23 protein-coding genes, 2 tRNA genes and 2 pseudogenes are annotated in these 25,845 nt (G+C 59.7%); 9 read left to right on the forward strand and 18 right to left on the reverse strand.

What is annotated here, in order from left to right:
• Positions 1-48: 48 nt before the first annotated feature.
• Positions 49-189: pseudogene (locus tag IHV84_RS18545) on the reverse strand (GNAT family N-acetyltransferase); the annotation flags it as partial.
• Between the two features lie 104 nt (positions 190-293).
• Here IHV84_RS18545 and IHV84_RS18550 point away from each other — a divergent pair.
• Together IHV84_RS18550 and IHV84_RS18555 are read left to right on the forward strand one after the other, a co-directional pair.
• Complete coding sequence (locus IHV84_RS18550) at positions 294-1,952, forward strand: NAD+ synthase (protein WP_198847965.1); 1,659 nt, start codon at positions 294-296, stop codon at positions 1,950-1,952.
• A gap of 72 nt (positions 1,953-2,024) precedes the next feature.
• Positions 2,025-2,363: a P-II family nitrogen regulator gene (locus IHV84_RS18555; RefSeq protein ID WP_044396316.1), complete on the forward strand. Its 339-nt coding sequence runs from the start codon at positions 2,025-2,027 to the stop codon at positions 2,361-2,363.
• A 73-nt stretch (positions 2,364-2,436) separates the two neighbouring features.
• Here IHV84_RS18555 and IHV84_RS18560 read toward each other — a convergent pair whose 3' ends face one another.
• Genes IHV84_RS18560 through IHV84_RS18585 form a run of 6 tightly spaced genes read right to left on the reverse strand, consistent with a single transcriptional unit; the run spans position 2,437 to position 5,954 of the window.
• Positions 2,437-3,030 carry a TIGR00730 family Rossman fold protein gene (locus IHV84_RS18560; RefSeq protein WP_198847966.1) on the reverse strand — a complete coding sequence of 198 codons (594 nt, stop codon included), beginning with the start codon at positions 3,028-3,030 and terminating at the stop codon, positions 2,437-2,439.
• Positions 3,023-3,427 carry a diacylglycerol kinase gene (locus IHV84_RS18565; protein WP_066696531.1) on the reverse strand — a complete coding sequence of 135 codons (405 nt, stop codon included), beginning with the start codon at positions 3,425-3,427 and terminating at the stop codon, positions 3,023-3,025. The genes IHV84_RS18560 and IHV84_RS18565 overlap by 8 nt, the downstream gene beginning before the upstream one ends.
• Positions 3,428-3,472: 45 nt before the next feature.
• The gene (locus IHV84_RS18570; protein ID WP_198847967.1) at positions 3,473-4,012 is read right to left on the reverse strand and encodes an RDD family protein; all 540 of its coding nucleotides are present in this window, start codon (positions 4,010-4,012) and stop codon (positions 3,473-3,475) included.
• Positions 4,013-4,024: 12 nt separating this feature from the next.
• Positions 4,025-4,921 (reverse strand): DUF3106 domain-containing protein, encoded by an 897-nt coding sequence (locus IHV84_RS18575; RefSeq protein WP_198847968.1) that lies wholly within the window; start codon positions 4,919-4,921, stop codon positions 4,025-4,027.
• 29 nt (positions 4,922-4,950) lie between these two features.
• Positions 4,951-5,388 carry a DUF3619 family protein gene (locus tag IHV84_RS18580; protein WP_066696526.1) on the reverse strand — a complete coding sequence of 146 codons (438 nt, stop codon included), beginning with the start codon at positions 5,386-5,388 and terminating at the stop codon, positions 4,951-4,953.
• Positions 5,385-5,954 carry an RNA polymerase sigma factor gene (locus IHV84_RS18585; protein ID WP_044396330.1) on the reverse strand — a complete coding sequence of 190 codons (570 nt, stop codon included), beginning with the start codon at positions 5,952-5,954 and terminating at the stop codon, positions 5,385-5,387. The genes IHV84_RS18580 and IHV84_RS18585 overlap by 4 nt, the downstream gene beginning before the upstream one ends.
• 287 nt (positions 5,955-6,241) lie before the next feature.
• Between IHV84_RS18585 and IHV84_RS18590 the strand changes: the two genes are divergently transcribed.
• From IHV84_RS18590 to IHV84_RS18615, 6 genes are all read left to right on the forward strand, one after another.
• Complete coding sequence (locus IHV84_RS18590) at positions 6,242-8,023, forward strand: acetolactate synthase 3 catalytic subunit (RefSeq protein ID WP_198847969.1); 1,782 nt, start codon at positions 6,242-6,244, stop codon at positions 8,021-8,023.
• 139 nt (positions 8,024-8,162) lie between these two features.
• Entirely contained in the window at positions 8,163-8,654 is a 492-nt protein-coding gene (gene ilvN / locus IHV84_RS18595) for an acetolactate synthase small subunit (RefSeq protein WP_044396337.1), read from the forward strand.
• A 50-nt stretch (positions 8,655-8,704) separates the two neighbouring features.
• Positions 8,705-9,721, forward strand: coding sequence for a ketol-acid reductoisomerase (gene ilvC / locus IHV84_RS18600; RefSeq protein WP_044396339.1), 1,017 nt, complete (start codon positions 8,705-8,707; stop codon positions 9,719-9,721).
• 187 nt (positions 9,722-9,908) lie between these two features.
• Positions 9,909-10,742: a CDP-diacylglycerol--serine O-phosphatidyltransferase gene (gene pssA, locus IHV84_RS18605; protein WP_198847970.1), complete on the forward strand. Its 834-nt coding sequence runs from the start codon at positions 9,909-9,911 to the stop codon at positions 10,740-10,742.
• A gap of 207 nt (positions 10,743-10,949) precedes the next feature.
• A complete protein-coding gene (locus IHV84_RS18610) occupies positions 10,950-12,488 on the forward strand; it encodes a 2-isopropylmalate synthase (RefSeq protein WP_198847971.1) in 1,539 nt (512 codons plus the stop codon).
• A 115-nt stretch (positions 12,489-12,603) separates the two neighbouring features.
• Positions 12,604-13,725: a serine hydrolase gene (locus tag IHV84_RS18615; protein WP_198847972.1), complete on the forward strand. Its 1,122-nt coding sequence runs from the start codon at positions 12,604-12,606 to the stop codon at positions 13,723-13,725.
• A gap of 53 nt (positions 13,726-13,778) precedes the next feature.
• Here IHV84_RS18615 and IHV84_RS18620 read toward each other — a convergent pair whose 3' ends face one another.
• The 11 genes and pseudogenes from IHV84_RS18620 to IHV84_RS18665 form a co-directional block, all read right to left on the reverse strand.
• Positions 13,779-14,573 (reverse strand): IclR family transcriptional regulator, encoded by a 795-nt coding sequence (locus tag IHV84_RS18620; RefSeq protein WP_198847973.1) that lies wholly within the window; start codon positions 14,571-14,573, stop codon positions 13,779-13,781.
• Positions 14,574-14,639: 66 nt separating this feature from the next.
• Positions 14,640-15,383, reverse strand: coding sequence for an arginyltransferase (locus IHV84_RS18625; RefSeq protein WP_066696491.1), 744 nt, complete (start codon positions 15,381-15,383; stop codon positions 14,640-14,642).
• Positions 15,384-15,391: 8 nt separating this feature from the next.
• The gene (gene aat / locus IHV84_RS18630; protein ID WP_198847974.1) at positions 15,392-16,132 is read right to left on the reverse strand and encodes a leucyl/phenylalanyl-tRNA--protein transferase; all 741 of its coding nucleotides are present in this window, start codon (positions 16,130-16,132) and stop codon (positions 15,392-15,394) included.
• Positions 16,133-16,280: 148 nt separating this feature from the next.
• Positions 16,281-16,356 (reverse strand) — tRNA-Asn (locus IHV84_RS18635).
• Positions 16,357-16,407: 51 nt separating this feature from the next.
• Positions 16,408-16,483: transfer RNA gene (locus IHV84_RS18640), tRNA-Asn, on the reverse strand.
• A gap of 137 nt (positions 16,484-16,620) precedes the next feature.
• The gene (locus IHV84_RS18645) at positions 16,621-17,034 is read right to left on the reverse strand and encodes a YbaN family protein (RefSeq protein WP_198847977.1); all 414 of its coding nucleotides are present in this window, start codon (positions 17,032-17,034) and stop codon (positions 16,621-16,623) included.
• 109 nt (positions 17,035-17,143) lie between these two features.
• Positions 17,144-18,427: an O-acetylhomoserine aminocarboxypropyltransferase/cysteine synthase family protein gene (locus IHV84_RS18650; protein WP_198847975.1), complete on the reverse strand. Its 1,284-nt coding sequence runs from the start codon at positions 18,425-18,427 to the stop codon at positions 17,144-17,146.
• A 172-nt stretch (positions 18,428-18,599) separates the two neighbouring features.
• Positions 18,600-20,912: a cation-translocating P-type ATPase gene (locus IHV84_RS18655; RefSeq protein ID WP_370541319.1), complete on the reverse strand. Its 2,313-nt coding sequence runs from the start codon at positions 20,910-20,912 to the stop codon at positions 18,600-18,602.
• Complete coding sequence (locus IHV84_RS20535) at positions 20,891-21,178, reverse strand: cation-transporting P-type ATPase (protein ID WP_233100126.1); 288 nt, start codon at positions 21,176-21,178, stop codon at positions 20,891-20,893. Before IHV84_RS20535 ends, IHV84_RS18655 begins: the two co-directional genes overlap by 22 nt.
• Positions 21,179-21,318: 140 nt before the next feature.
• Positions 21,319-22,183, reverse strand: a pseudogene (locus IHV84_RS18660) (IS5 family transposase).
• A 108-nt stretch (positions 22,184-22,291) separates the two neighbouring features.
• Positions 22,292-24,295: a U32 family peptidase gene (locus tag IHV84_RS18665; RefSeq protein WP_198847976.1), complete on the reverse strand. Its 2,004-nt coding sequence runs from the start codon at positions 24,293-24,295 to the stop codon at positions 22,292-22,294.
• Between the two features lie 233 nt (positions 24,296-24,528).
• Between IHV84_RS18665 and IHV84_RS18670 the strand changes: the two genes are divergently transcribed.
• Complete coding sequence (locus IHV84_RS18670; RefSeq protein WP_198847978.1) at positions 24,529-25,668, forward strand: branched-chain amino acid ABC transporter substrate-binding protein; 1,140 nt, start codon at positions 24,529-24,531, stop codon at positions 25,666-25,668.
• Positions 25,669-25,845: the final 177 nt, after the last annotated feature.

Here is a 25,845-nt window from a genome sequence, read left to right on the forward strand (position 1 = left end):
GCTTTGAGCGGCTCACATCCCGAATGCCCCCGGCTTTGCCGGGGGATGGTTACTCTCCAGTGCAGCCAGGTATTCATGCCGCATGAAGGGCGTGGCATGGGCTTGTTGCGCCAGCAATGCGTTCCAGGCTTGTGGGTCCACGTCGAGCACGCTCGCGTGTACGCGCGCGATAATGTGCGACTCAGCCACGGCGTGTTCTGGGGGGGCAGGCATCCATCAGGATTTTCTGCGTCAACCCCGCGGGGGCGGTGTGGGCGTTGTTCCACCAGGCCTGCAAGGCCCTTATCAAATCCATGACGCTCTCCATTTGCACAGCTCAGCTCAATTTCGTGGTGGGCGATATGCCCGGCAATGCGCAAAAGATCATTGCCGCTGCCCGCGAAGCCCATGCCTTGGGCGCGCAGCTGTTGCTGACGCCCGAGCTTGCAGTGTGTGGCTATGCGGCCGAAGACCTGTTTTTGCGCCCCGCTTTTCTTGCGGCTTGCGATGATGCCGTGAAAGCCGTGGCCCGCGAAACTGCAGGGTTACAAGGGCTGGCCATCGTGCTGGGCCACCCCCAGGCCCTGTCTGCCGATGCGGCGGCTTTCAGCGTCTGCCGCAATGCCGCCAGCGTGGTGCGCAATGGGCAGGTCGAGCAGACCTATTTCAAACGCGAGTTGCCCAACTACCAGGTGTTTGACGAGCGCCGCTACTTTGTGGCGGGCCAGGAACCGTGCGTGTTTGAAGTGGCTGGAGTGCGGGTGGGTGTGCTGATTTGCGAGGATGCCTGGTACCCGGCAGCCGCACGTGATGCAGCGGCTGCGGGCGCAGAGGTGCTGGCGGTCATCAATGCGTCGCCGTTTCACCTGGGCAAGAGTGCCGAGCGCGAGCAAACCATGCGGGAGCGCGTGGCGGAGACGGGTTTGCCGCTGCTGTACGCGCATCTGGTGGGTGGGCAGGACGAAGTGGTTTTTGAAGGCCGTTCGTTTGCCCTGGGGGCAGATGGTCGAGTGGCCGGGCGTGCGCCTGGTTTTAAAGAAAATCTGTTCACAGTGCGCTTGCAGAAAGCGCAAGGCGCTATTGAATTGATAGCTGATGTGGCCCCCGTGCCAAGCGCTGATGCAGACTTGTGGGACGCGCTGGTGCTGGGCGTGCGTGACTATGTCACCAAGAATGGCTTCCCTGGCGTGCTGCTGGGGTTGTCCGGCGGCATTGATTCGGCCCTGGTGCTGGCGATTGCGGTAGACGCTCTGGGGGCCGACAAGGTGCGGACGGTGATGATGCCGTCACCCTACACGGCAGACATCAGCTGGATCGACGCCCGCGACATGGCTGCACGCCTGGGCGTTCGTTACGACGAAATCTCCATTCGCCCTCAGTTCGAGGCTTTCAAGTCGGCCCTGGCGCAAGAGTTTGCGGGCCTGCCCGAGGACACGACGGAAGAGAACCTGCAAGCCCGCATTCGCGGCACCTTGTTGATGGCCTTGTCCAACAAATTTGGCCAGGTGGTGCTCACCACGGGCAACAAGAGCGAGATGGCCACGGGCTATTGCACGCTGTATGGCGACATGGCGGGTGGCTTTGCCGTCATCAAGGACGTGGCCAAGACCCGCGTGTTTGAGCTGGCACGCTGGCGCAACGCCAATGACCCGTATGGCACGGGCAGCAACCCCATCCCGGAGCGCATCATTACCCGCCCGCCCAGCGCCGAGTTGCGGCCTGACCAGAAAGACCAGGACAGCCTGCCGCCTTACGAGGTGCTGGACGCCATCGTGCAGCGGTACATGGAAAATGACGAGCCCATCGAGTCCATCATCGCTGCCGGGTATGCGCGGGCGGATGTGGAGCGCGTGACGCGGCTCATCAAAATCAACGAATACAAACGCCGCCAGGCGCCCGTGGGCATTCGCGTCACAAAGCGCAGTTTTGGTAAAGACTGGCGTTACCCTATCACCAACAAGTTCCGCGCCTGAAGGCAGGTTTGCCACCTGTCACTAGCCCTTCAGCGTGCCCGCCAATTTTTTATATCGCCCCAGGAGACTCCTATGAAAATGATCACCGCCGTCATCAAGCCCTTCAAACTGGAAGAGGTGCGTGAAGCGCTTGCCGAATGCGGCGTGACTGGCTTGACGGTGACCGAGGTCAAAGGTTTTGGGCGCCAAAAAGGCCATACCGAGCTGTACCGCGGTGCGGAATACGTGGTGGACTTTCTGCCCAAGGTGAAGGTGGAGGTGGTGGTGAAAACAGAGGATGTAGACCGCTGCGTCGATGCCATCGTGAACGTGGCCCGCACCGGGAAGATCGGTGACGGCAAGATTTTTGTGACTCCCGTGGAGCGCGTGGTGCGCATCCGAACCGGAGACCTGGACGATGCGGCCATCTGACGATGCCGCGGTTGGTGGGGTAGGTAGCCCCACTGACCACCTGAGGCGCAAGGTGCGCCCTTTGAACAGCTTTTTAGATCACTGCACGCAGTGGGGTGGCTGGTTGGTCGGGGCCGGTTGCCAGCACCAGGTTGCGTAGCAACGCTGCCGGAGTCGTCTCCGTTTGCAGCAGCTCCATCTGCCAGTCGCCCATGAAGCCGCACTTCACGCTGGTCTGCAAAAAACCTAACAGGCCATCGTAATAACCCGCCACGTTCAGCAGGCCCAGGGGCTTGCCATGGTAGCCAAGCTGGCGCCAGGTCCACACCTCAAACAGTTCTTCAAACGTGCCGATGCCGCCCGGCAGGGCCACAAAGGCATCGCTGCGCTCGGCCATCATCGCCTTGCGCTCGTGCATGTTCTGCACGATGTGCAATTCATCGCAGGCATGGTCGGCCAATTCCTTGTCTACCAGCGCCTGCGGAATCACGCCCACCACGCGACCGCCCGCAAGGCGCGTGGCTTCTGCCACGGTGCCCATGAGCCCGCTGCGTCCGCCGCCGTACACCAGCTGACCCGAGTGTTCTCCGATCCAGCGGCCCACCTCTTGTGCGGCTTGCGCGAATGCGGGGTTCTCTCCTGGGCGTGAACCGCAGTAGACACAGATCGAAAACGTGGGTTCAGCCATGAAAAATCCTTTGAGCGATAGCGGCTACCCAGATCCCGCCGCACAGCAGCAATGCCAGCAGCACGGCGGCGCTGCCCATGTCCTTGGCGCGTTTGGAAAGGTCGTGCCACTCCGGGCCAATGCGATCAATCGCCGTTTCGATCCCTGTGTTGAGCAGTTCGACGATCATCACAATCACTACAGAACCTGCCAGCAAAGCGACCTCTACCCAGCTCTTGCCCAGCCAGAAGGCCAGGGGAACGAGTACCAACGCTGCCAGAGCTTCCTGGCGGAATGCGGTTTCGTGCCAGCCTGCCTTCAAACCTTCAATGGAATAGCCGGCGGCATGCCAGACGCGGTTAAGCCCTTTGCGGCTTTTTTGCGCGTTGGCTGGTGATGCTGGAGGTGGGGTGGACATATGAGGTCGTCGTGGAGGGAGCTGGGCGACCCAGCCGCCCCGGTATTATTTTTTGCCCGGATCAAAATGCACCAGACGGGTGCCCGCCCATGCGTCATGCCAGAACTGCTGGGCGGGATGGAATCGACTCAAAATAGCCCACATCGCTACCCACCCTGCCAGCAGGACCAGCACTTCGAGGGCTGGCACGCCAAAGGAATAAGCAGCCAGGGGTGGAAGGAACCATACCCAGCACAGCACGTAGCGCAACGCTGCACGCGCTTGGGTGACGGGCGCGCCAGTGGGGCTGGCTACGCGGATGTGCCAGGTTTTTTGTGCAAGCGTCTGGCCGCGCGACCAGAACCACGCGAAGTAAATACCAAAGACCACAAACAGGAACCCCATGCGCAGGCCGCGGTTGGCCAATGCGTGGCGAGACTGGCTCAGCGTATCAAACAGGTACGACGCGATGAAGACCACGCCAAACATCAGAATGCCCTCGTACAGCCAGCATGCCATCCGCCGCGTGATACTGGGTGTTTGAAGCTTGCTGGACTGAGGGGCGGGCGATGGGATGGAGGAGCCGGATTCTGGAAGAGCAGACATGCCTGAAGAGTATCACTGCGGCTGGTAGCCAATATCTTCCGGCCGGGGTTGCAGTGCAGGGGCTGGTGCGGGCTCCGATGCAGCCGGACCGCTCGGCAGCGGAGGCAGCGAGGAGGGGGTGGCCGAAGGCGTGGAAACCGGGGTCGTCTCCACCACAATGGGTGCCGCTGGTGCTCGGGCAGGCTCCGCTGGTGGGGTGGTTGCTTGCACGGGGACGACCACCAGGGTACGCGGCAGGTGAGGGTCCGTCGGTGTGATCTTTGGTGGGTTGGCCCGGGCCGGCCCTGCTTGCGCGGCTGCGGGAACCTGCACCAGTTTCTTGGGAGACTCGGGGCGCAAAGCAGGCGCCGCTCCCGCAGGCTTGGTGGGAGCATCAGCAGCCAGTGAGCGCTTTTCTTCATCGCTCAGTGCCTGATAAGCCTCCCAGTGGGCCCGCTTGTCATTGGGCGCCAGCCGCTGCGCGTCTGCATAGTTCAGGCGTGCCTGGCTGCGTTGCCGAGCGCTCAAGCTTGACCACTCGGTCATGCGGTTGTGCAGTTTCTCCTGCTCTTCAGGCGGCAACGTTTCAAAGGTCTGTGCCAGCGCGAGCCAGCGGCGCTTCTGACTTTCGCTCAAAACAGCCCATCGCTCTGCCAGCGGATAGAGCGCCAGTTTTTGGGGTGTTGAGAGGGTTTCCCAGCCAGGACCCGAGGCCATTTCGGTGAACGCCTCTGAAGGCTGAAGTCCCGTAGCCGCAGCAGGCCGCAGCTTGGTCACGGGCTTGGAAGGCGCTGCAGGCAGCAGCGTGCCGGGCGCAAGAAGAACGTATTGCGCTACCTGCACGCTCGCAACCGCCATGGCGCCCAAAAGCACCAAAGCCAGCACGATGGCTGGCGTGTTGGTGAGCGCGGCGGTTTGTTCTGTTTGCATGCAGGCCGTGGGCGGAAGGTAAAAGCGCGTCAGTTGCGCGCGGCAGCAGTCTTCAAAAATTGCATGAACCCTGGATCGGCATATGCCTCAGGGGGCAGGTCATCGGTGAGCAAGGCTGCATCCACTTCTGCCACTTCATTGAGCCCATTTTCGTCTTGGGCCGCATTTATAGCGAATAGTCCAATCACCAACGCCATGAGGGGGATGGCTGACACCAGCGCGTTCCACCAGCCGCCATCGCCTCCGCGTCCCAAAATGGCTGTGGAGCCAGAGTGCAGCACCACGGGAGCTGCTTTGCGCACCGGTGCTACCACTTTGCGCTTGGCCAGTGCCTGCATGCGAGCGGCCCGCAGGCGTTCGCTGATGTCGTAGGGCAGGTCTTCCGTGCCTTGCGTCATTCGTGCCGCAACCCGGCGAGCAAACAGGTCTGCGGCTGCGTCGTTAGATGGGTGGGGTGCGGTGTTCATAACTCGATTCCTTTGGCCTTGAGTGCCTTGCTCAGTGTCTGGATGGCTCTGAAACAATGTGTTTTTACGCTTCCCTCGGAACAGCCCATGGCGGCGGCCGTTTCTGCAACATCCATTTCTTCCCAGTAACGCATGAGGAACGCTTCCCGTTGACGCGCGGGCAGTTCCTGGATCTCTGTTTCTATCTCGCGAAACGTCTGGGCTCGTGTGGTTTCGTCTTCGGCGCTTTCTGCGCGCTCTCCGTTGTCTGGGCCAGAGTATGCCTCTAGCAAATCAAAATCCATGCCATCTTCGCCTGGGCCTTCGAAGTCGCTCATGTTCGAAAACAGTGCGTTGCGGGTCTTTTGCCTGCGAAACCAGTCCAGGGTGCAGTTGGAAAGGATGCGCTGGAACAGCATGGGTAGCTCGGCTACCGGCTTGTCCCCGTAGTGCTCCGACAGCTTGAGCATGCTGTCTTGCACGATGTCCAGGGCCGCCTCCTCGTTACGCACGTGGTAAAGCGAGCGCTTGAATGCGCGCTTTTCTACGCTTTTGAGGAAATCGGAGAGTTCTTGTTCAGTTGCCAAGACAAATGGGCCCGCAAAGGTGCAACGCCATGGTTGGTGGTGCTAACAACACCCACAGGCTGGTAAGCCCTCGATTATCTCATTTTTGATGTTTTTTTTGAAAGGCAGCGTGTGAGCTTGTGTTGCAGTGCGATAATCTGCGAGCAATTCAAAAGGCAAACGGGTCACGGTCCGGCGCGGCAATCATCCCGCCTATGTCCTTGGCCTCAAGTTCCAAGCTGGCTTCACAAGAGCGCGTGCGAGGAGCACCCAAGGTTTTTCGTTAGAGAAATTCACAAAGGTTGATCATGGAAATTTCCAAAGTAGAACTCGCAGTGGCAGCCGCTGCACAGGCATCCGCGAACGCTTCGCAGGATCTGATGGGTTCCGAGATTCTCGTCAAGTCGCTTCAAGCAGAGAATGTTCAGTTCATCTGGGGGTACCCAGGCGGAGCTGTTCTCTATATTTACGACGCTCTCTACAAGCAAGACACCATTCAGCATGTGCTGGTGCGCCACGAACAGGCCGCAGTGCACGCTGCAGACGGGTATGCCCGCGCCACCGGTGAAGTGGGTGTGGCATTGGTGACATCCGGCCCGGGCCTCACGAATGCCGTGACCGGCATCGCTACCGCCTACATGGACAGCATCCCGATGGTGATCATCTCTGGTCAGGTGCCCACGGCAGCCATCGGTCTGGACGCTTTCCAGGAATGCGATACGGTCGGCATCACGCGCCCCATCGTCAAACACAATTTCCTGGTCAAAGATCCACGTGATCTGGCCATGACGCTCAAGAAGGCATTCCACATTGCCCGCTCCGGTCGGCCAGGGCCTGTGGTGGTGGACATCCCCAAGGACGTCTCCTTCAAGAAAGTGCCTTACACAGGATATCCACAAAGCGTAGAAATGCGCTCTTACAACCCCGTGCGCAAGGGCCACAGTGGCCAGATTCGCAAGGCGCTCCAGCTGCTGCTGGCCGCCAAGCGTCCCTACATCTACACCGGTGGCGGCGTGTTGCTGGGCAACGCGACGAACGAGTTGCGCACGCTGGTGGACATGCTGGGTTACCCCGTCACCAACACGCTGATGGGCCTGGGGGCTTACCCGGCTTCTGACCGCAAGTTCCTCGGCATGCTGGGCATGCACGGCACCATTGAAGCCAACAACGCCATGCAGAACTGCGATGTGCTGCTGGCGGTGGGGGCGCGCTTTGATGACCGCGTGATCGGGAATCCCAAGCACTTTGCGCAAAACGATCGCAAGATCATCCACATCGATATCGATCCTTCCAGCATCTCCAAACGCGTCAAGGTGGACGTGCCGATCGTGGGCGATGTCAAAGATGTGTTGACCGAGCTGATCTCCATGATCCGCGAGAGCAGCACGCGCCCCGATGCGGGTGCGCTGTCGGCTTGGTGGGACACGATTGAAGCCTGGCGCAGTCGCCAGTGCCTCAAGTACGACATGGGCTCGCCTGATGTCATCAAGCCCCAGTACGTGGTTGAAACGCTCTGGAACATGACCAAAGACGCAGATGCCTACATCACGTCGGACGTGGGTCAGCACCAGATGTGGGCTGCCCAGTATTACCGCTTTGATGAGCCGCGCCGCTGGATCAACTCGGGTGGTCTTGGCACGATGGGCGTGGGTATTCCTTACGCCATGGGTATCAAGTTGGCCAAGCCCGATGCTGAAGTGTTCTGCGTCACTGGCGAAGGCTCGGTTCAGATGAACATCCAGGAACTGTCCACCTGCCTGCAGTACAACACACCGATCAAGATTTGCGCGTTGAACAACCGTTATCTGGGCATGGTGCGCCAGTGGCAAGAGATTGAATACTCGGGCCGCTACAGCCACAGCTACATGGACGCGTTGCCCAACTTCGTGAAACTGGCAGAAGCGTACGGCCATGTGGGCTTGCTCATTGAGCGCCCTCAGGACGTGGAGCCCGCGCTGCGCGAAGCCCGCAAGCTCAAGGACCGCACCGTGTTCCTGGACTTTCGTACCGATCCCACCGAGAACGTGTTCCCGATGGTGCAGGCCGGCAAGGGCATTACCGAAATGCTGCTGGGTTCGGAAGACCTTTAAGCAAAATCGGCCTCCAGCGCTTTTCTGTAAAGCGCTAGTAGCTATCTAATTGATAGCGCCTTTCGACGAATCTATTGTCTGTCAAGCCTGCGCATTACCGTGCGCAGGGGAGGGCAGCGAAAAGAGGGATCTCCTCATCATGAAACACATCATTGCCGTTTTGCTCGAAAACGAAGCGGGCGCCTTGTCCCGCGTTGTGGGCTTGTTCTCTGCCCGTGGCTACAACATCGAGTCCCTGACCGTGGCCCCCACGGAAGACCCCTCGCTGTCGCGCATGACCATCCAGACCACGGGTTCTGACGACGTGATCGAGCAGATCACCAAGCACCTGAACCGCCTGATCGAAGTGGTGAAGGTGGTGGACCTGACCGAAGGCGCCTACACCGAGCGCGAGCTCATGATGGTGAAGGTGCGTGCCGTGGGCAAGGAGCGCGAAGAGATGAAGCGCATGGCCGACATCTTCCGCGGCCGCATCATCGACGTGACCGAGAAGAGCTACACCATCGAGCTCACTGGCGATCAGTCCAAGAACGACGCCTTTTTGCAAGCCATTGACCGTGCTGCCATTCTGGAAACCGTGCGCACGGGCGCCAGCGGCATTGGCCGCGGCGAGCGCATCTTGCGCGTGTAAGACAATCCCGAACTTTTATCCTTTACAACGTATTTCAACCGGAGCTACCCATGAAAGTTTTCTACGACAAAGACTGTGATCTGAGCCTGATCAAGGGCAAGACTGTTGCCATCATCGGCTACGGCTCGCAGGGCCACGCCCACGCGCAAAACCTGAACGATAGCGGCGTGAAGGTCGTGGTGGGTCTGCGCAAAGGCGGCGCTTCCTGGGACAAGGTTGGCAAGGCTGGCCTGACCGTGATGGAAGTCAACGATGCAGTCAAGGCTGCTGACGTGGTCATGATCTTGCTGCCTGATGAGCAGATCGCCGAGGTCTACAACAACAACGTGGCCCCCAACATCAAGCAAGGTGCCTCGCTGGCCTTCGCCCACGGCTTCAACGTGCACTACAACCAAGTCGTGCCCCGCGCCGATCTGGACGTGTGGATGGTCGCCCCCAAGGCTCCCGGCCACACTGTGCGCAACACGTACACCCAAGGTGGCGGCGTGCCCCACCTGGTGGCTGTGCACCAAGACAAGTCCGGCAAGGCCCGTGACCTGGCTCTGAGCTACGCCATGGCCAACGGTGGCGGCAAGGCCGGCATCATTGAGACCAACTTCAAGGAAGAAACCGAGACCGACCTGTTCGGCGAGCAGGCCGTGCTGTGCGGCGGTGCTGTCGAGCTGATCAAGATGGGTTACGAAACCCTGGTTGAAGCTGGCTACGCTCCTGAAATGGCCTACTTCGAATGCCTGCACGAGCTCAAGCTCATCGTGGACCTGATCTACGAAGGCGGCATTGCCAACATGAACTACTCGATCTCGAACAACGCCGAGTTCGGCGAGTACGTGACCGGCCCTGAAGTGATCAATGAGCAATCGCGCGCCGCCATGCGCAATGCGCTCAAGCGTATCCAGAACGGTGACTACGCCAAGATGTTCATCCAGGAAGGCCGCTTGAACTATCCAAGCATGACAGCCCGCCGCCGCAACACCGCCGACCACAGCATCGAAGTGGTGGGCGCTCAGCTGCGCGCCATGATGCCTTGGATCGCCAAGAACAAGCTGGTGGACCAGACCCGCAACTGATCCTGCCTTGCAGAATCCAAGGGCCACTTCGGTGGCCCTTTTCATTGGTCGATCGCAGCATGGGTAACGGCTACACTCGTTCTTTGCCCGTTCGAGGGTGGTGGACATCGCAGCTTCCCGGGATTCTGCGTTGCTACAAATACAATAGCTGTTTGCGCTTGTCCACAAAGCGCTGGAGGTTTGTTTGATGCACGATGGTAACGAGTCCCGCAACAACCACGGTGTCTCGGTGCGCAAGCGGCGCAAGGGTATCTATATCTTGCCCAATCTGTTCACGCTGGCGGCTTTGTTTGGGGGCTTTTATTCCGTTGTGATGGCCATGAATGGCCGCTTCGACATGGCCGCTGTGGGTGTCTTCTGTGCCATGGTGCTCGATAGCCTGGATGGGCGCGTGGCCCGCATGACCAACACCCAGAGTGCCTTTGGCGAACAGATGGATTCGCTCTCGGACATGGTGTCGTTTGGCGCCGCACCGGCCCTGATTGCCTATGAGTGGGCGTTGCAGGGTTTGGGCAATTGGGGGTGGACCGCTGCGTTTGTCTACTGTGCTTGCGCTGCGTTGCGTCTGGCTCGCTTCAATGTGAATACCGGGGTCGTGGACAAACGTTACTTCCAAGGTCTGCCGTCTCCTGCGGCTGCGGCGTTGGTGGCTGGCTTTATTTGGCTGATGACCGAATTAGGGGTGCGGCAGGGTGAGGATTCGTGGCTTAGCTGGTCGCAGATCACGTGGATCATGTTTGCCTTCACGCTGTATGCGGGTCTCACCATGGTCACCAATGTGCCGTTCTACAGCTTCAAAGACGTGCAGATGAAAAAGAGCGTGCCTTTCGCAGCCATCGTGCTCATCGCGCTGGTGATTGCCGTCATCAATATCCATCCCCCCATCGTGCTGTTTGGCATTTTTGTTCTGTATGGCATGAGCGGCTATGGCGTTTATGCCTGGCGCAAGGCCAAGGGTCAGCATAGCAGTGTGATCAGCACCTCCACCGATGAGCCCGAAGAGCGCGGGCTTCACAAATGAGGGTAAGGCAGATGGATGACTTGTGCTACATTGCAATGCATGAATATGTTTGCACTGGCTCTACTGCTATCTCCCCACGGGCGGAGACGGTAGGCGCACGCGCACACTTTTTCTCAAAGGCCCGTATGCACCCGCAACGGGCCTTTTTCTTTGGGCATCCAATTTCAAGCGTTGCGGGTTGACCCCACCAATACCAGGAGAGACGACATGGCAGACAAACTCATCATTTTCGACACCACTTTGCGTGACGGTGAACAGTCCCCCGGGGCTTCCATGACCAAAGACGAGAAGCTGCGCATTGCGCGCCAGCTGGAGCGTCTGAAGGTGGACGTGATCGAAGCCGGGTTTGCTGCCAGCTCGAACGGTGATTTTGAGGCAGTGCAGTCCATCGCCAATGCCATCAAGGACTCGACCATTTGCTCGCTGTCCCGCGCCAATGACCGCGATATTTCCCGTGCTGCCGAGGCTCTCAGGGGTGCCAATTCAGCGCGCATTCACACCTTCATCGCCACGTCTCCGTTGCACATGGAGAAGAAGCTGCGCATGACTCCAGAGCAGGTGCTGGAGCAAGCCAAGCAATCGGTACGCTTTGCGCGCAATTTGGTGTCCGACATCGAGTTCAGCCCTGAGGACGGCTACCGCAGCGAGCCAGATTTTCTGTGCCGTGTGCTGGAGGCGGTCATCGCGGAGGGTGCAACTACCATCAACGTGCCTGATACGGTGGGCTACGCAATTCCTGAGCTGTACGGCAACTTCATCAAAACGCTGCGTGAGCGTATTCCCAATAGCGACAAGGCCATCTGGTCTGTGCACTGCCACAACGACTTGGGCATGGCTGTAGCCAACTCGCTGGCTGGCGTGATGATTGGTGGTGCGCGTCAGGTGGAATGCACTATCAACGGGCTGGGCGAACGCGCTGGTAATTGCTCGTTGGAAGAAGTGGTCATGGCCATCAAAACCCGTCGTGATTACTTCAACCTGGATTTGGCGATCGACACCCAGCACATCGTGGCGGCAAGTCGCATGGTCAGCCAGACCACTGGCTTTGTGGTGCAGCCCAACAAGGCGGTGGTCGGCGCCAACGCTTTTGCACACGCTTCTGGTATTCACCAGGACGGCGTGCTCAAGGCCCGTGACACCTATGAAATCATGCGTGCGGAAGACGTGGGCTGGAGTGCCAACAAAATCGTGCTGGGCAAGCTCAGCGGGCGCAACGCCTTCAAGCAACGCTTGCAGGAACTGGGCGTCAGTCTTGAGAGCGAGACGGAACTCAACACGGCGTTCACCCGCTTCAAAGAACTTGCTGATCGCAAGAGCGAGATCTTTGATGAGGACATTCTGGCCCTGGTGAGCGATGAGAGTGTTACCAGTGAGCGCGAGCAATATGGGTTTGTATCGTTGGCTCAGCAAAGTGAAACTGGTGAGCAGCCACGTGCCCGCGTAGTTTTCACGGTAGATGGCGTGGAAGTGCGTGGAGAGTCTGTTGGCAACGGTCCTGTGGACGCATCGTTGAAGGCCATCGAGTCGCACGTCAAAAGTGGCGCCGAGATGGTGCTCTATTCTGTGAACGCCATCAGTGGATCAACCGAAAGCCAAGGCGAAGTGACGGTGCGATTGCAAAACAGCGGCCGCGTCGTCAACGGCGTGGGTGCCGATCCTGACATCGTGGTGGCCTCTGCCAAAGCTTATCTCAGCGCGCTGAATAAATTACAAAGTAAAGCAGACAGAGTGGCCGCCCAAGGTTGAGTAAGCAATTTATAATTCAACCAATTTCGTTAAAAGTCGTGCAAGGTCTTGATCTTGCGCGACTTTTTTTGATTCTGTACATTGCCACACATTCCTTTACGTTTGGAGCACCTGGATGCAACATCGCTTTCGCACCGCAGTGAGCCGCATTGCCTCCATCCTGGGTCTTGTCATCGTCAGTTCCGCGCTCATCGCCCCCTCTGCAAATGCCGCAGAGCGCAAGCGAGCTACCGTCAAAAAGGTGGCACCTTCAGCCACCGCCTCCACCAAAAAAACTGCAGATCGCCGTGTGGCCGTGACCCTGCGTTCTTCCGATCGCCAGGTCAACGACCGTCGGCGCGTGAGTGCGAAAGCCGGGGTTCGCCCCGTCAAGGCTTCGGCTGTTTCGCGCGCTCAGGTGGTCCCGGCCAAGTTGTCATTTGGGCAGATGGCCGGGTTGCACGAGGTGTCTGATCCCCTGGATTTGAAGTCGAGCGTTGCTTTGGTCATAGACCAAGATACGCGTGAAGTGTTGCTGAGCAAGAACGATCATGCTGTTTTGCCGATTGCATCGCTCACCAAACTGATGACAGGTCTGATCATCAGCGAGGCCAAGTTGCCGATGGATGAACCCATCACCATCACCCAGGATGATGTAGATACAGAAAAGGGAAGCCGGTCTCGTTTGAGCGTGGGTACCACTCTGACCCGTGGCGAGATGCTCCACTTGGCGTTGATGTCCAGCGAGAATCGTGCGGCGCACGCCCTTGGACGCACCTATCCCGGCGGTTTGGCTACGTTCGTGGGCCTCATGAACGCGAAAGCCCGCATGCTTGGCATGACAGATACGCGTTATGTGGAACCGACTGGTTTATCAAGCCAGAACCAAGCCAGTGCACGTGACCTGGCCACCCTGGTGAATGTGGCACACGGGGACCCAGTGCTGCGGGAGTTGTCTACGTCGCCCAGCTATGAAGTGGCCGTAGGGCGCAAGACGCTGCAGTACAACAACACGAATGGTCTGGTAAAAAACCCCACCTGGGACATCGGTCTCCAGAAGACCGGCTATATCTCGGAAGCGGGTCGTTGCTTGGTCATGCAGGCCGAGGTTGCAGGACGCAAGCTGATCATGGTTTTTCTGGATTCTGCGGGTAAGTTCAGCCGTCTGGGAGATGCTGAGCGGGTGAGAAACTGGGTTGAGTCAGCCCGCGCCTTTGGAGCGCCCAAGATGACGGCCCAAAAAGGAAGCCACGGCTGATAGCCGGCGCTTTTGAAGCCTAGGGCATTGAAGGTGCCCTGGGCTTTGCTATTTCAGGGGCTCGCTGTGCGGCCGGGCGTGTATCCCAGTGCCAATGAAATTTCTTGCGCTGTGGCCTGAAGTTTTGGTAGCCAGCCTTCGTCCAGCCGATCCGCTGGTGCAGAAATCGAAAGGCCTGCCACCAGTTTGCCTTGGTCGTCATAAACGCCGGCGGCAATGCATCGAACTCCCAATTCGAGTTCTTCGTTGTCGCGGGCAATGCCATATTGCCGTGCTTTTGCCAACTCGCGCTCCAAAATGGGTAGTTGGGTAATGCTGTTGCGTGTGTGCCCGGCTAGTCCTGTACGGGTCGCGTAGGTGCGTACGCGTTGCGGGTCATCCAGTGCCAGAAATAATTTTCCGGTAGAGGTTAAGTGCAAAGGAGCTCTGCCACCAATGGCGCGAACCACTTGCATACCAGATCGCTCACTGTAGGCCCGTTCGATATAAACAATTTCATCTCCTTGGCGCATGCTCAGGTTGACGGGTTGTTGGATGAGCTTGTGCAGGTTGCGCATAGGCACCAATGCAGCATCCCGCACGCTCAAGCGGGCTTTGACGAGATTGCCCAGCTCCAACAGGCGCATTCCCAGGCGATAGCTGCCAGATTCTGGTCGGTCGACAAATCGACCGATGGTCAAGTCGTTCAGGATGCGGTGGGTGGTGGAGGGGTGCAGCCCTGTCTTTTCACTGATTTCCTTCAATGAGATGGCATCTTCGCGTGAGGCTAAGACATCTATCAGGGTGAACATCCGTTCGAGGACTTGTACGCTTGGTTTCGCGGGGATATCTGAATCTATTTTTTTCATGGGCTATGACGCAGCATGTGCTATTGCATCTTACCTTGTGAAATGCGATCCCGCCTTGCGTGAGTGTCAGCCAGATGCCTGTCGCTGCCAGCGCTGGTCTTCCAGGATTTCGCTGGGTTTGAAGCGGGCTTTGTAAGCCATCTTTGGGCTTTCTTGGATCCAATACCCCAAGTAAACATAAGGGAGGCTCAGTTTTCGTGCTTGAGCTACCTGCCAGAGTACGTTGTAAGTCCCGTAGCTTGAACGCTCATCGGGCTCAAAGAACGTGTAGACCGCCGAAATCCCGTCATCTAGCACATCGAGAATGGAGACCATTTTGAGTGTTCCCGGTATGCCGTCATGCCCTGGCTCTCGAAATTCCACCAATCGCGAATTGACTCTGCTTTGCAGCAGAAACTGCGTGTACTGGTCAATATTGTCCTGATCCATACCGCCACCAGGATGTCGGGCTTTTTGGTAGCGCTGGTACAGCTGATAGTGCTCGGGAAGGAAGCACAAACGCAAGATGTGGGCTTGCAGGTGCTGATGGCGTGCCTGTGCCCTCAGCTGGCTGCGGTCAGGCAAAAACTCATCAGCGACGATGCGCAATGGCTTGCAGGCTTGGCAGCCATCGCAATATGGGCGGTAAGTGAACATGCCACTGCGCCTGAATCCCTTGTTCACCAAGTCCGAATAAACGGAATTCTGAATGAGGTGGCTGGGGGTTGCTACTTGCGAGCGTGCCACCCTGTCTGGCAGGTAGCTGCAGGGGTAGGGCGCCGTAGCGTAGTACTGCAGCGTGTGCAGTGGCAGGTCATTGAGTTGCGTCATGCCTTGTTTCAGCGGGACAGTAACTGCGACCAGTATACGGATTCAAAAACCCAGAGAGGGTCCGGTTCGCTTGAAAGGGCCTGGATGTCAGCAACGAATGTTTTGCGTGGTATTTCTGCTGCGCCCAAGGATGCCAGGTGTCTGGTGTTTTGTTGACAGTCGATCCAAGGCACGCCCTGCGCTTTTGCGATGCACACCAATGCAGCCAGCGCAATTTTCGAGGCGTCTGTCACATGTGCAAACATGGATTCGCCGAACACCGCCTTGCCCAGTGCTACGAAGTAAAGACCTCCGATTAACTTGTCATCGACCCAGGTTTCCACGCTGTGCGCCACACCCAGGGCATGAAGTTGTTCATATGCCTCCACCATGGATGGAACGATCCACGTACCGTTTTGACCTTTCCTACTCTGGGTGGCGCAAGTTCGGATCACCCGTGAGAACGCCTTGTCTATAGTGACTGAGCACTCTGGCGATTTTTGGAATTTTTTGAGAGTCTTGCGCAGCGAAGGGTGTAGCTTGAACTGGTTCACCTGGAGCACCATCCGTGGGTCTGGAGCCCACCAGAGTATGGGCTGACCATCGCTAAACCAGGGAAAAGTGCCTTGAGCGTAGGCACGACACAAGGTCTCGGTATCGAGTGTGCCGCCTGCGGCCAGTAGTCCCGGCGCCGGTGTATCAAGTCCCCATGCGGATTCAGGTGTGGGGAATGGGTCCCCAGGGGCGAGCCAAGGCAGTGCGACGTCCATAGGTGGTGCAGATAGAAATTTCCAGCGAGCGGTTCAAGCGTGATTAAGCTAGCGTTTTAGACGAAGTGAGCAATGATTCCGTATTTGTTGTTTGCATGGATGCTTGAGCAAAAAAAAACCCTGCACTGTGCAGTGCAGGGTTTTTGATTGGCTCCTCGACCTGGGCTCGAACCAGGGACCTACGGATTAACAGTCCGGCGCTCTACCGACTGAGCTATCGAGGAATAATCGGTATGGTTTTGCTTTACTGAGGTTTGCAAAGCTATCTAAATTTTTGGCTCCTCGACCTGGGCTCGAACCAGGGACCTACGGATTAACAGTCCGGCGCTCTACCGACTGAGCTATCGAGGAACAAGCCGNNAACCAGGGACCTACGGATTAACAGTCCGGCGCTCTACCGACTGAGCTATCGAGGAACAAGACTTAGATTATATACACAAAATTGCGTGCTCCTCAACATTCTCGCGTTTTGTTTGAAGACTCTGTCTTCAAGGCTCAGGACGGCGCCATAACCAAGCCAAGACAATGGTCATGCAAGCAATGGCTGTAGCAGTTGCCCAGCGAGGTGCGTTGCTAAGCAACAGGATGACCACGCTCGACGACATCACCGCTGAAGCTGTCCACTTGGCCTTGCGGCTGACGCAACCGCCACTGGCCCAGTTTTGAAGCATTGGGCCGAACAGCCGATGATTCCACAACCATCGGTAAAGAGGCGGGGAGCTCTTTGCGGCGGCCCAGGCAGCTAGCAAGATGAATACCGTGGTGGGCAGCCCCGGAACAAAGATACCGACTATTCCCAGTGCCAAATTGAATATGGCAAACACCAAGAGGATGCCCCGAACCAACACGGGAAGGGTCCGTAGTGGTGCGGGTTCGGGGGATTTTTCCCTGTCTTGATCCATGCGCGCATTGTGCCTGCAAGGCGTCAGCGTCATGTGCCTGCAGGGAGCGCTCGGCTATCAGTGAATGAGGGGTGGCGTCATGGATAGGTCTTCGAGCATTGGCAGGTCATCACACTTGATCCAGTGCATTCTGTAGGTCGGCCAGCAGGTCATCAATGTGCTCGATGCCCACCGACAGGCGCACCATGCCTTCGCTCACACCCGCCTTGGCCAGTTCTTCTGGGTTGAGCTGGCGGTGCGTGGTGGACGCGGGGTGTGTGGCAAGCGACTTCGCATCGCCGATGTTCACGAGGCGTGTGAAGAGTTGCAGCGCATCCAGGAAACGCGCACCGGCTGCGCGCGGGTCGGCGTCACCGGCCTTCAGGCCAAAACTCAGGATACCCGACGCGCGCCCGCCCATCTGGCGTTGCGCCACGGCGTGGTCGGCATGGTCGGGAAGGCCCGCATAACGCACCCATTCCACCTTGGGGTGACTTTGCAGGAACTTCGCCAGCGCCAGCGTGTTGTCACAGATGCGGTCCATGCGCAGCGGCAGGGTTTCGATGCCCTGGAGCGTCAGCCAAGCGTTGAACGGCGAGAGAGCGGCACCCATGTTGCGCAGCGGCACCACGCGCGCGCGGCCAATGAAGGCGGCGGCGCCTAGCGCTTCAGTGTAGACCACGCCGTGGTAGCTCACATCGGGTTCGTTAAGGCGCTTGAAGCGGGCCTTGTGCTCTGCCCACGGAAACTTGCCGCTGTCCACGATGATGCCGCCAATGCTGTTGCCGTGGCCGTTCATGTACTTGGTGAGGGCGTGCACCACGATGTCGGCGCCGTGCTCAATAGGGCGGCACAGGTAGGGGCTGGGCACGGTGTTGTCTACGATCAGCGGCACGCCGTGGTCGTGCGCCACCTTGGCCAGTGCGGCGATATCGGTCACGTTACCCAGCGGATTGCCGATAGATTCGCAGAACACGGCCTTGGTGCGTGCGTCTATCAGCTTGGCAAAGCTGGCCGGGTCGCGCGGGTCGGCGAAGCGCACCTCAATGCCCTGCTGCGGGAAGGTGTGGGCGAACAGGTTGTAGGTGCCGCCGTAGAGCGTGCTGGCGGAGACGATGTTGTCGCCGGCCTCGGCGATGGTCTGGATGGCTGCCGTGATGGCCGCCATGCCCGAGGCCATGGCCAGCGCCGCCACGCCGCCTTCCAGCGCCGCCACGCGCTTTTCCAGCACGTCGGTGGTGGGGTTCATGATGCGGGTGTAGATGTTGCCCGGCACCTTCAGGTCGAACAGGTCGGCGCCGTGCTGGGCGCTGTCGAACGCGTAGGCCACCGTCTGGTACAGGGGCACTGCGGCAGACTTGGTGGTGGGGTCGGGGCTGTAGCCAGCGTGTACGGCCAGGGTTTCGATTTTCATGAAGGCTGTCTCTTTCGTTAAAGGAAGGGGAGTGGCACAGCCGGGTTCCACCCATAGCTGGACGGAGCCCAATGTGCCGATGGCGCGGGCCATTCTGGCACCGCTGGCCCATGGCGTCATCGAATGGTTGGCTATGTGCTTATGACGTTCTTGCATCCCGCCATAGGCGGGCCTATGCAGTGGGCTCGTCCATCGCGCTGGTGGCGGGCTCTAGGGCTTGGCGGCGCCTTTGCTGCCTACGTCGCCAGGCTTTCTCGAGCTCCACCACCACCAGCACCACTAGCGCGGTGCAAATGCACAGCCCCAGCTCGCCCAGGCTCAGCGGCTCGGTGCGGAAGATGGGGTTGAGCCAGGGCACGTAGATGGTGGCCATCTGCAGTGCAAAGGTGAGCAGCACCGCGCCGAGCAACGGGCGGTTGCTGAGCAGGCCCAGGCGCCAGATGGGTTCGGATTCGGACCGGATGGCGATCACATGCGCCATCTGCGCCAGCGTGAGCGCGGTGAACACCATGGTCTGCCAGTGCGCATGGCCGGTGTGCAGGGCCCAGGCCTGCACGGCCAGGCACAGCCCGCCAATGAGCAGGCCCACGCCCAGAATGTGCTGCCACATGCCGTGCGCAAACAGGCTCTCGCGCGGCGCGCGGGGCGGGCGCTGCATGATGCCGCGCTCGGCCGGTTCAGCCGCCAGCGCCAGGCCCGGCAGGCCGTCGGTCACCAGGTTGACCCACAGGATGTGGATGGGCAGCAGCGGCATGGGCAACAGCAGCAGCGGCGCAAGAAAGATCGTCCAGATCTCGCCCGAGTTGCCCGTCATGGCGTAGCGCACAAACTTGCGGATGTTGTCGTAGATGCGGCGGCCTTCGCGCACCGCCGCAACGATGGTGGCGAAGTTGTCGTCCAGCAGCACCAGGCTCGACGCCTCGCGCGCCACGTCGGTTCCGCCCTGACCCATGGCCACGCCGATGTCGGCGCGCTTGAGCGCCGGGGCGTCGTTAACACCATCGCCGGTCATGGCCACAAAGTGGCCCTGGGCCTGCAACGCCTCGACGATGCGGATCTTCTGCGCCGGGTCCACGCGGGCGTAGACCTGCACCTGCTCCACCTTTGCCCGCAGCGCGGTATCGTCCAATGTGGCCAGATCTGCTCCGGTGAGCACGGGTGCGTCGGCGCTTCGCACGATGCCCAGCCGGTGCGCAATGGCGCGTGCGGTGGCTGGGTGGTCGCCCGTGATCATCACCGGCGTGATGCCCGCGCTGATGCAGTCGCGCACTGCGACCTGGGCTTCGGGGCGGGGTGGGTCGATGAGGGCGATCAGGCCCAGCAGCTCCAGCTGGTTTTCCACCGCATCGATGTCGTTGGTGTCGGGCAGGCGGGCGTGGTTGCGGCGGGCCAGGGCCAGCACGCGCAGGCCCTGGGCGGCGAGCTGCTGTGCGGTGGCGAGGACCTTGGTGGTGTCGAGCGCGGCAGCGCCTTCGGGCGTCCAGTGGACGGTGCAGCGGGGCAGCACGGATTCTGGAGCGCCCTTGGTGTAGGCCACAAAGCCTTCCACCACACGGTGGAAGGTCGTCATGCGCTTGCGGTCGGAGTCAAAGGGCTGCTCCTGCACGCGGGGGCTGGCCGCGTCGAGCAGGGCCTTGTCCAGCCCGCCCGCGTGGGCGGCCAGCACCAGCGCGGTTTCGGTGGGGTCGCCCAGCCACTGGGTGCCTGACGGACCCTCTTCGTTCTTTGCTTGCAGCGTGGCGTCGTTGCACAGTGCGGCGGCGCGCAGGGCCTCGGCGTGGGCGGGGCCGGGCAGGGGGTCGCCGGGCACCCAGCGCACGCCATGGGCCAGCAATAGCTCGGCGTGCATGCGGTTTTGGGTCAGGGTGCCAGTCTTGTCCGAGCAGATGGTGGTGACCGAGCCCAGCGTCTCCACCGACGGCAGGCGCCGCACCAGCGCATGCACGGCCACCATGCGGCGCGCGCCCAGGGCCAGCAGCACCGTGACCACGGCAGGCAACGCTTCGGGGATGGCGGCCACGGCCAGGCTGATGGCGGTGAGGGCCATCAGCAGCGGCGCCTCGCCGCGCAGCACGCCCACCACAAAAATCACCGCGCAGATGCCCAGCACCGCAAGGGCCAGGCGCTTGCCAAAGGCCGCCAGGCGCAGCTGGAGCGGCGTGCTGCGGTCGCCCGCGTCGAGCAGCGTAGCCACCTTGCCCAGCTCGGTGTGCATGCCGGTGGCCACTACCAGCCCGCGTGCGCGACCATGGGTGGCGGTGGTGCCCTTGAAGGCCATGTTGGTGCGGTCGCCCAGCGCGCCCACGTCTTCGGCCGCCAGGGCTTCGGTCTGCTTGGCCACGGTCACGGATTCGCCCGTGAGGGCCGATTCATCCACCTGCAGCTGCGCAATCTCGATCAGCCGCAGATCGGCCGGAATCTGGTTGCCCGCCTCCAGCAGCACGATGTCGCCGGGCACCAGCTCTATGGCGGGGAGGACCTGCACTGTGCCGCCGCCAGCAGGCGCAGCGCCGCCATGGCCTGGTCGGCGCGCCAGGCCTGCACAAAGCCGATGACGGCGTTGAGCACCACGATGACCAGGATGACCAACGTGTCGGTCACCTCGCCCACCAGGCCCGAGATGACGGCGGCGCCCAGCATCACCAGCACCATGAAATCCTTGAACTGGTCGGCCAGCAGATGCCACCAGGGGCGGTCTTGCGATGCGTCCAGTTTATTGGCACCGTGGGTGGCGCTGCGCCTCATCGGCATGCAGGCCTGCATCAGGGTTGACGCCGTGCGCCTGGGCGACGGCCTCGGTGGGGTGCAGGTGTGGCGCGGTGGATGGGGACATACGGCGAACGGAGAAACGGGCCGCACATCCGCGCGTCAGGGGAGCGCTGAATAAGGATTTATCCGTAAATAATATTGACAGGTAAACTGATCTTTCGCAAGGTGATGATGGCAGCGGCCAGATGGTTAAGCGCGAGAAACGTGTGCTCCAGCTTTTCGTAGCGCACGAGCAGCTTGCGGAATCTGTTGAACCACCCATGGCATGCCTCCACCACCCAGCGGCGCGCCTTCTTCTGCGGATTGCGTTTCTTGCGCTCTGCCTCGCTCTTGCGGCCCACTACATGCGGGATATAGCCGTGGGCCAGGATGATCTTCATGGCGTTCTATCCCCGGTAGCCGGCATCAGCGCATAGGTGCTTGCTGCGTCGCTGCTTGGGTGTGGGGCGCTTGATCATGCAGGACGCCAGCACGGCCTCAAGTTGCGTCACGTCGTGCGCGTTGGCCCCGGTCACGACGAGTGACAACGGGACGCCACGCCCGTCCACCAGCAGGTGACGCTTGCTGCCATTTTTTCCCCCGATCCGTCGGGTTGCGCCCCACAGCCTCTTGCGCCAGCGGCGCCTTGAACATGGCCCCATCAATGCTTTGCCAGCGCCAGGCAACGCCTTCGAAATCATCGTACTCAGCAAGGCCTGCACGCCACAGGTTTTCAAAGAACCCGGCCTTGGACCACAGCATGAACTTCTGATGGATCGCGCTGGCGCTGCCGAAGCGCTCAGCAGGCAATGCCTTCCATTGGCAGCCAGTGCGCAGCACATACATGATGGCCTCGAACACCAGCCGTGGCGGTTTGCTCGGGCGGCCCGCTCCGGCTGCGCGCTTGTACTGCTTGTCAGGATCGCGCGCAGGCTGTGGCACCAGCGGCTCCACCCGGCTCCAGAACTCGTCCGTCACTTCCCACGAATTGGCATGCGCCTTGGCCATCGACACCTCCTGCGCCGCATCACGGGCGACTCAGGAACATAGTTTAATTTACGGATAGATCCTAAGTCTCCGCGATGCGGCGCGTGCGAGGACTTGTTCGGCGTTGCCTTAGCGCGCGACTTGCGGCCGGGCTTTGTAGAACTGGATCGGGGCTTCTGGCACCTGGTTCAGCACCTGGCGCTTGATCTTGCCCACCACGTGCATTTCACAGGGCTTGCAGTCAAAGCGCAAGGTCAGCTTCTCCTTGCCGTTGATCAACATCAAGGGTTCTGCCTTGATGGTGCCCTGTACACCCGTCACGCCCTTGGCCTGCTTGGGGCACAGGCTCATGGAAAAGCGCACGCAGTGCTTGGTGATCATGAGGCTGACTTCGCCTTCTTCTTCATGGGCCTCGTAAGCCGCAGCGATCACCTTCACGCCGTGGCGCACGTAGAAGTCGTGGGCCTTGTGGTTGAACACATTGCCCAGGAAGGAGAGCGTGTCCTCAGGGTAGGGCACAGGGGGCTCCACCGGTGTCGCGCGTGGCAGGCGGGCAAAGTTGCTGGCGCGGTTGGCTTCCAGATCGGCCGCCGCATCGCGGCGCAGGGCGTTGAGCACTGACGCGGGCACAAACCAGGGCTGTGACAACTGCAGCGCAATGTCATGCACCGCAAACGCCGTTGCGCCAAAGCGGCCCAGCTGCTCGCGCAGGCTGGCTTCGGCCTTGGCGGCATCAGTGGCTGGCTGGTGGGGCTGCTGTACATCAGCGGTGCCCACATTGCCGTCCTCATCCGTCAGCAGCAGGCTGAAGCCGCTGGGCGTTTCGCTCAGGTGCGCCCACAGGCCGATGCGGCGGTCGCTGGATTTTTTCTCGAGCGTGCGCACCCAGTCCATGTCGCGGTTGCGGTTGATCTCGGTGCCCTTGCGCAGGTCCTTGAAGCCTTCCATCGGGTCCTTGGGGTACACGCGCCACTGGCCTACGCTGCGTGCCGACACGGGCTCGGCCACGTTGATGGCCATGCCCACCAGCTCCTTGTGCAGGTCGTAGTAGCACAGCCCATCGCCGTTGTGCAGCACGGTGGCGGGGTCGCTCACTTCCAGCTCCACAAAATCGGGGCCCACCTTGGTCACCCAGCCGATGGTCTGGCCAGGGTTCTTGGGGGTGTCGAAGGCGCCGATATCTTCCTTGCGGCCGGTGACGAAGTAGTCGGTGAACTCGCGGTTGAAGTTTTGCACCGGGTCGGGCGTGAAGGTGAAAGTGGTGCGCCCGCTGGACGAGCGCGACAGCGGTCGGCCCTGGGCCTCGCGCTCTTCGATGATTTCGTCGAGCAAGGTGCGGTAGTAGGCCGTGATGTTCTTCACATAGCCCATGTCTTTGTAGCGGCCCTCAATCTTGAAGCTGCGCACGCCGGCGTCGATGAGGGCGCGCAAGTTATCGCTCTGGTTGTTGTCCTTCATGCTCAGCACGTGCTTGTCGTGCGCAATGATGCGGCCCTGCGCGTCGGTCACCTGATAGGGCAGGCGGCAGGCCTGGCTGCAGTCGCCGCGGTTGGCGCTGCGGCCCGTTTGCGCATGGCTGATGTTGCACTGGCCGCTGTAGGCCACGCAGAGCGCGCCGTGGATGAAGAACTCGATGTTGGCGCGGCCGGGCGCATCCACCGGGCCCAGCGCTTTGTGGATTGCCGCAATCTGCTGCACCGTCAGCTCGCGTGCCAGCACGATTTGCGACAAGCCTGCGTCCTGCAGAAAACGGGCCTTTTCGGGCGTGCGGATGTCGGTCTGGGTGCTGGCGTGCAACTGGATGGGAGGCAGGTCGATTTCGAGCAGGCCCATGTCCTGGATGATCAATGCGTCCGCGCCAGCCTCGTACACCTGCCAGGCCATCTGGCGCGCAGCCTCCAGCTCATCGTCGCGCAGGATGGTGTTGAGCGTGATGAAAATGCGGCTGTTGAAGCGGTGGGCGTGCTTCACCAGGCGCTCAATGTCTCGGATGTCATTGCCCGCGCTGGCCCGCGCGCCAAAGGCCGGGCCGCCGATGTAGACGGCATCGGCGCCGTGGTTGATGGCTTCAATGCCAATGTCTGCGTCGCGCGCAGGCGATAGCAGTTCGAGCTGGTGGGGAAGTAGGGACATGTCTCAATTATCGTTCTCGGTAGAAAAGCGCATCTCAGACGCTGCTTTAAACGCCTCGTCCATATGCGCGATCTTGAAGTGGACTAATATGTAAACATAGCATCTGTCCCCCACAAGAGTTGGGCTTGCTAACATGCTGGTCGCTCAGTCGGGCGTTCAGAGTGCGAAAACCCAAGTCAATCAATTTTGGAGATCGTTTCGTGTCTTTTGTTTTTCCTGTATCTCATCAAAACATGCTTCGTTTAGTTTCTCTTCCCCTCGGAGCTGCGGCTGCCTGTGCAGTTATCGCTGGAACGGCACATGCTCAAGACGTTCAAGTTGTAAAAATCGCGCATGCTGGCCCGGTGTCAGGTGGGATTGCCCACATTGGAAAAGATACTGAAAACGGGGTTCGCTTGGCCGTTGAGGATCTGAATGCTCAAGCGTTGGTCATTGGCGGAAAGAAGATCAAATTTGAACTCGCGGCAGAAGACGATGCCGGAGACCCACGGCAAGCTACTGCAGTTGCGCAGAAATTGTGTGATCAAAAAGTAGCTGGTGTGGTGGGGCACCTGCAGTCTGGAACTTCGATTCCAGCTTCAGCTGTCTATGCCAAGTGCGACATGCCTCACATCACGGCGTCTGCGTCCAATCCAGACTTAACAAAGCCTGGACACAAGACAACGTTCCGACTGATTGCCAACGACAACGCTCTGGGTGCTGCGTTGGCGTTATTCGGTGCTGACCACCTCAAAATTAAAACAGTGGCGATCATTGATGATCGCACTGCTTACGGGCAGGGTGTCGCGTCAGTTTTTAAAGCTACAGCGCTACAAAAAGGCGTCAAGGTTGTCGGTGAAGAATTCACCAACGACAAGGCCACAGACTTCATGGCCATCTTGACTTCCATCAAGAACAAAAAGCCTGATGCCATCTTTTACGGTGGATTGGATGCTCAAGCTGGGCCTATGTTGCGTCAAATGGAGCAGCTGGGGTTGTCTGGCGTGAAGTATTTCGGAGGTGATGCGCTGTGCACTGAAAAGCTACCCGAGCTGGCAAGTAAAACTCAAGCGCTCAAGAACGTCACATGCGCTACGGGTGGTGCTTCCGTAGACAAAATGCAAGGTGGAGCTGATTGGAAAAAACGCTACGACGCTAAGTTCCCTGGTCAATTCCAGATCTACAGTCCATACGCTTACGACGCTACGATGGTGTTGGCGGATGCGATGAAGCACGCTAACTCTGTTGACCCCAAGGTTTTCAACGCGTTCATCTCGAAAACGGAATACAAGGGTGTTACAGCTAACATTGCTTTCACATCCAAGGGGGAGTTGACTACCCCGGCGGTCACTTTGTATACATACAAAGATGGTCGTCGCGTCGCTCTTAACTGATCTCTCACCCTGAGTGGCTATCTAGCACTGGCTCAGGTAGCCGCTTAATGTAGTCGCAGCGGATCATTTAAGCTGTATGTCGTCTGTTTGGTGAATGGCTGCGAAATCTCTGCTATGATCGGGGGCTTCGCTGCACAGAGGGCATGTTTCTAGGTGCGGCGGGGTTGGTTGAAGAAG

This window comes from Acidovorax sp. IB03 (assembly GCF_016406015.1).
GTDB classification, from domain to species: domain Bacteria; phylum Pseudomonadota; class Gammaproteobacteria; order Burkholderiales; family Burkholderiaceae_C; genus Acidovorax; species Acidovorax temperans.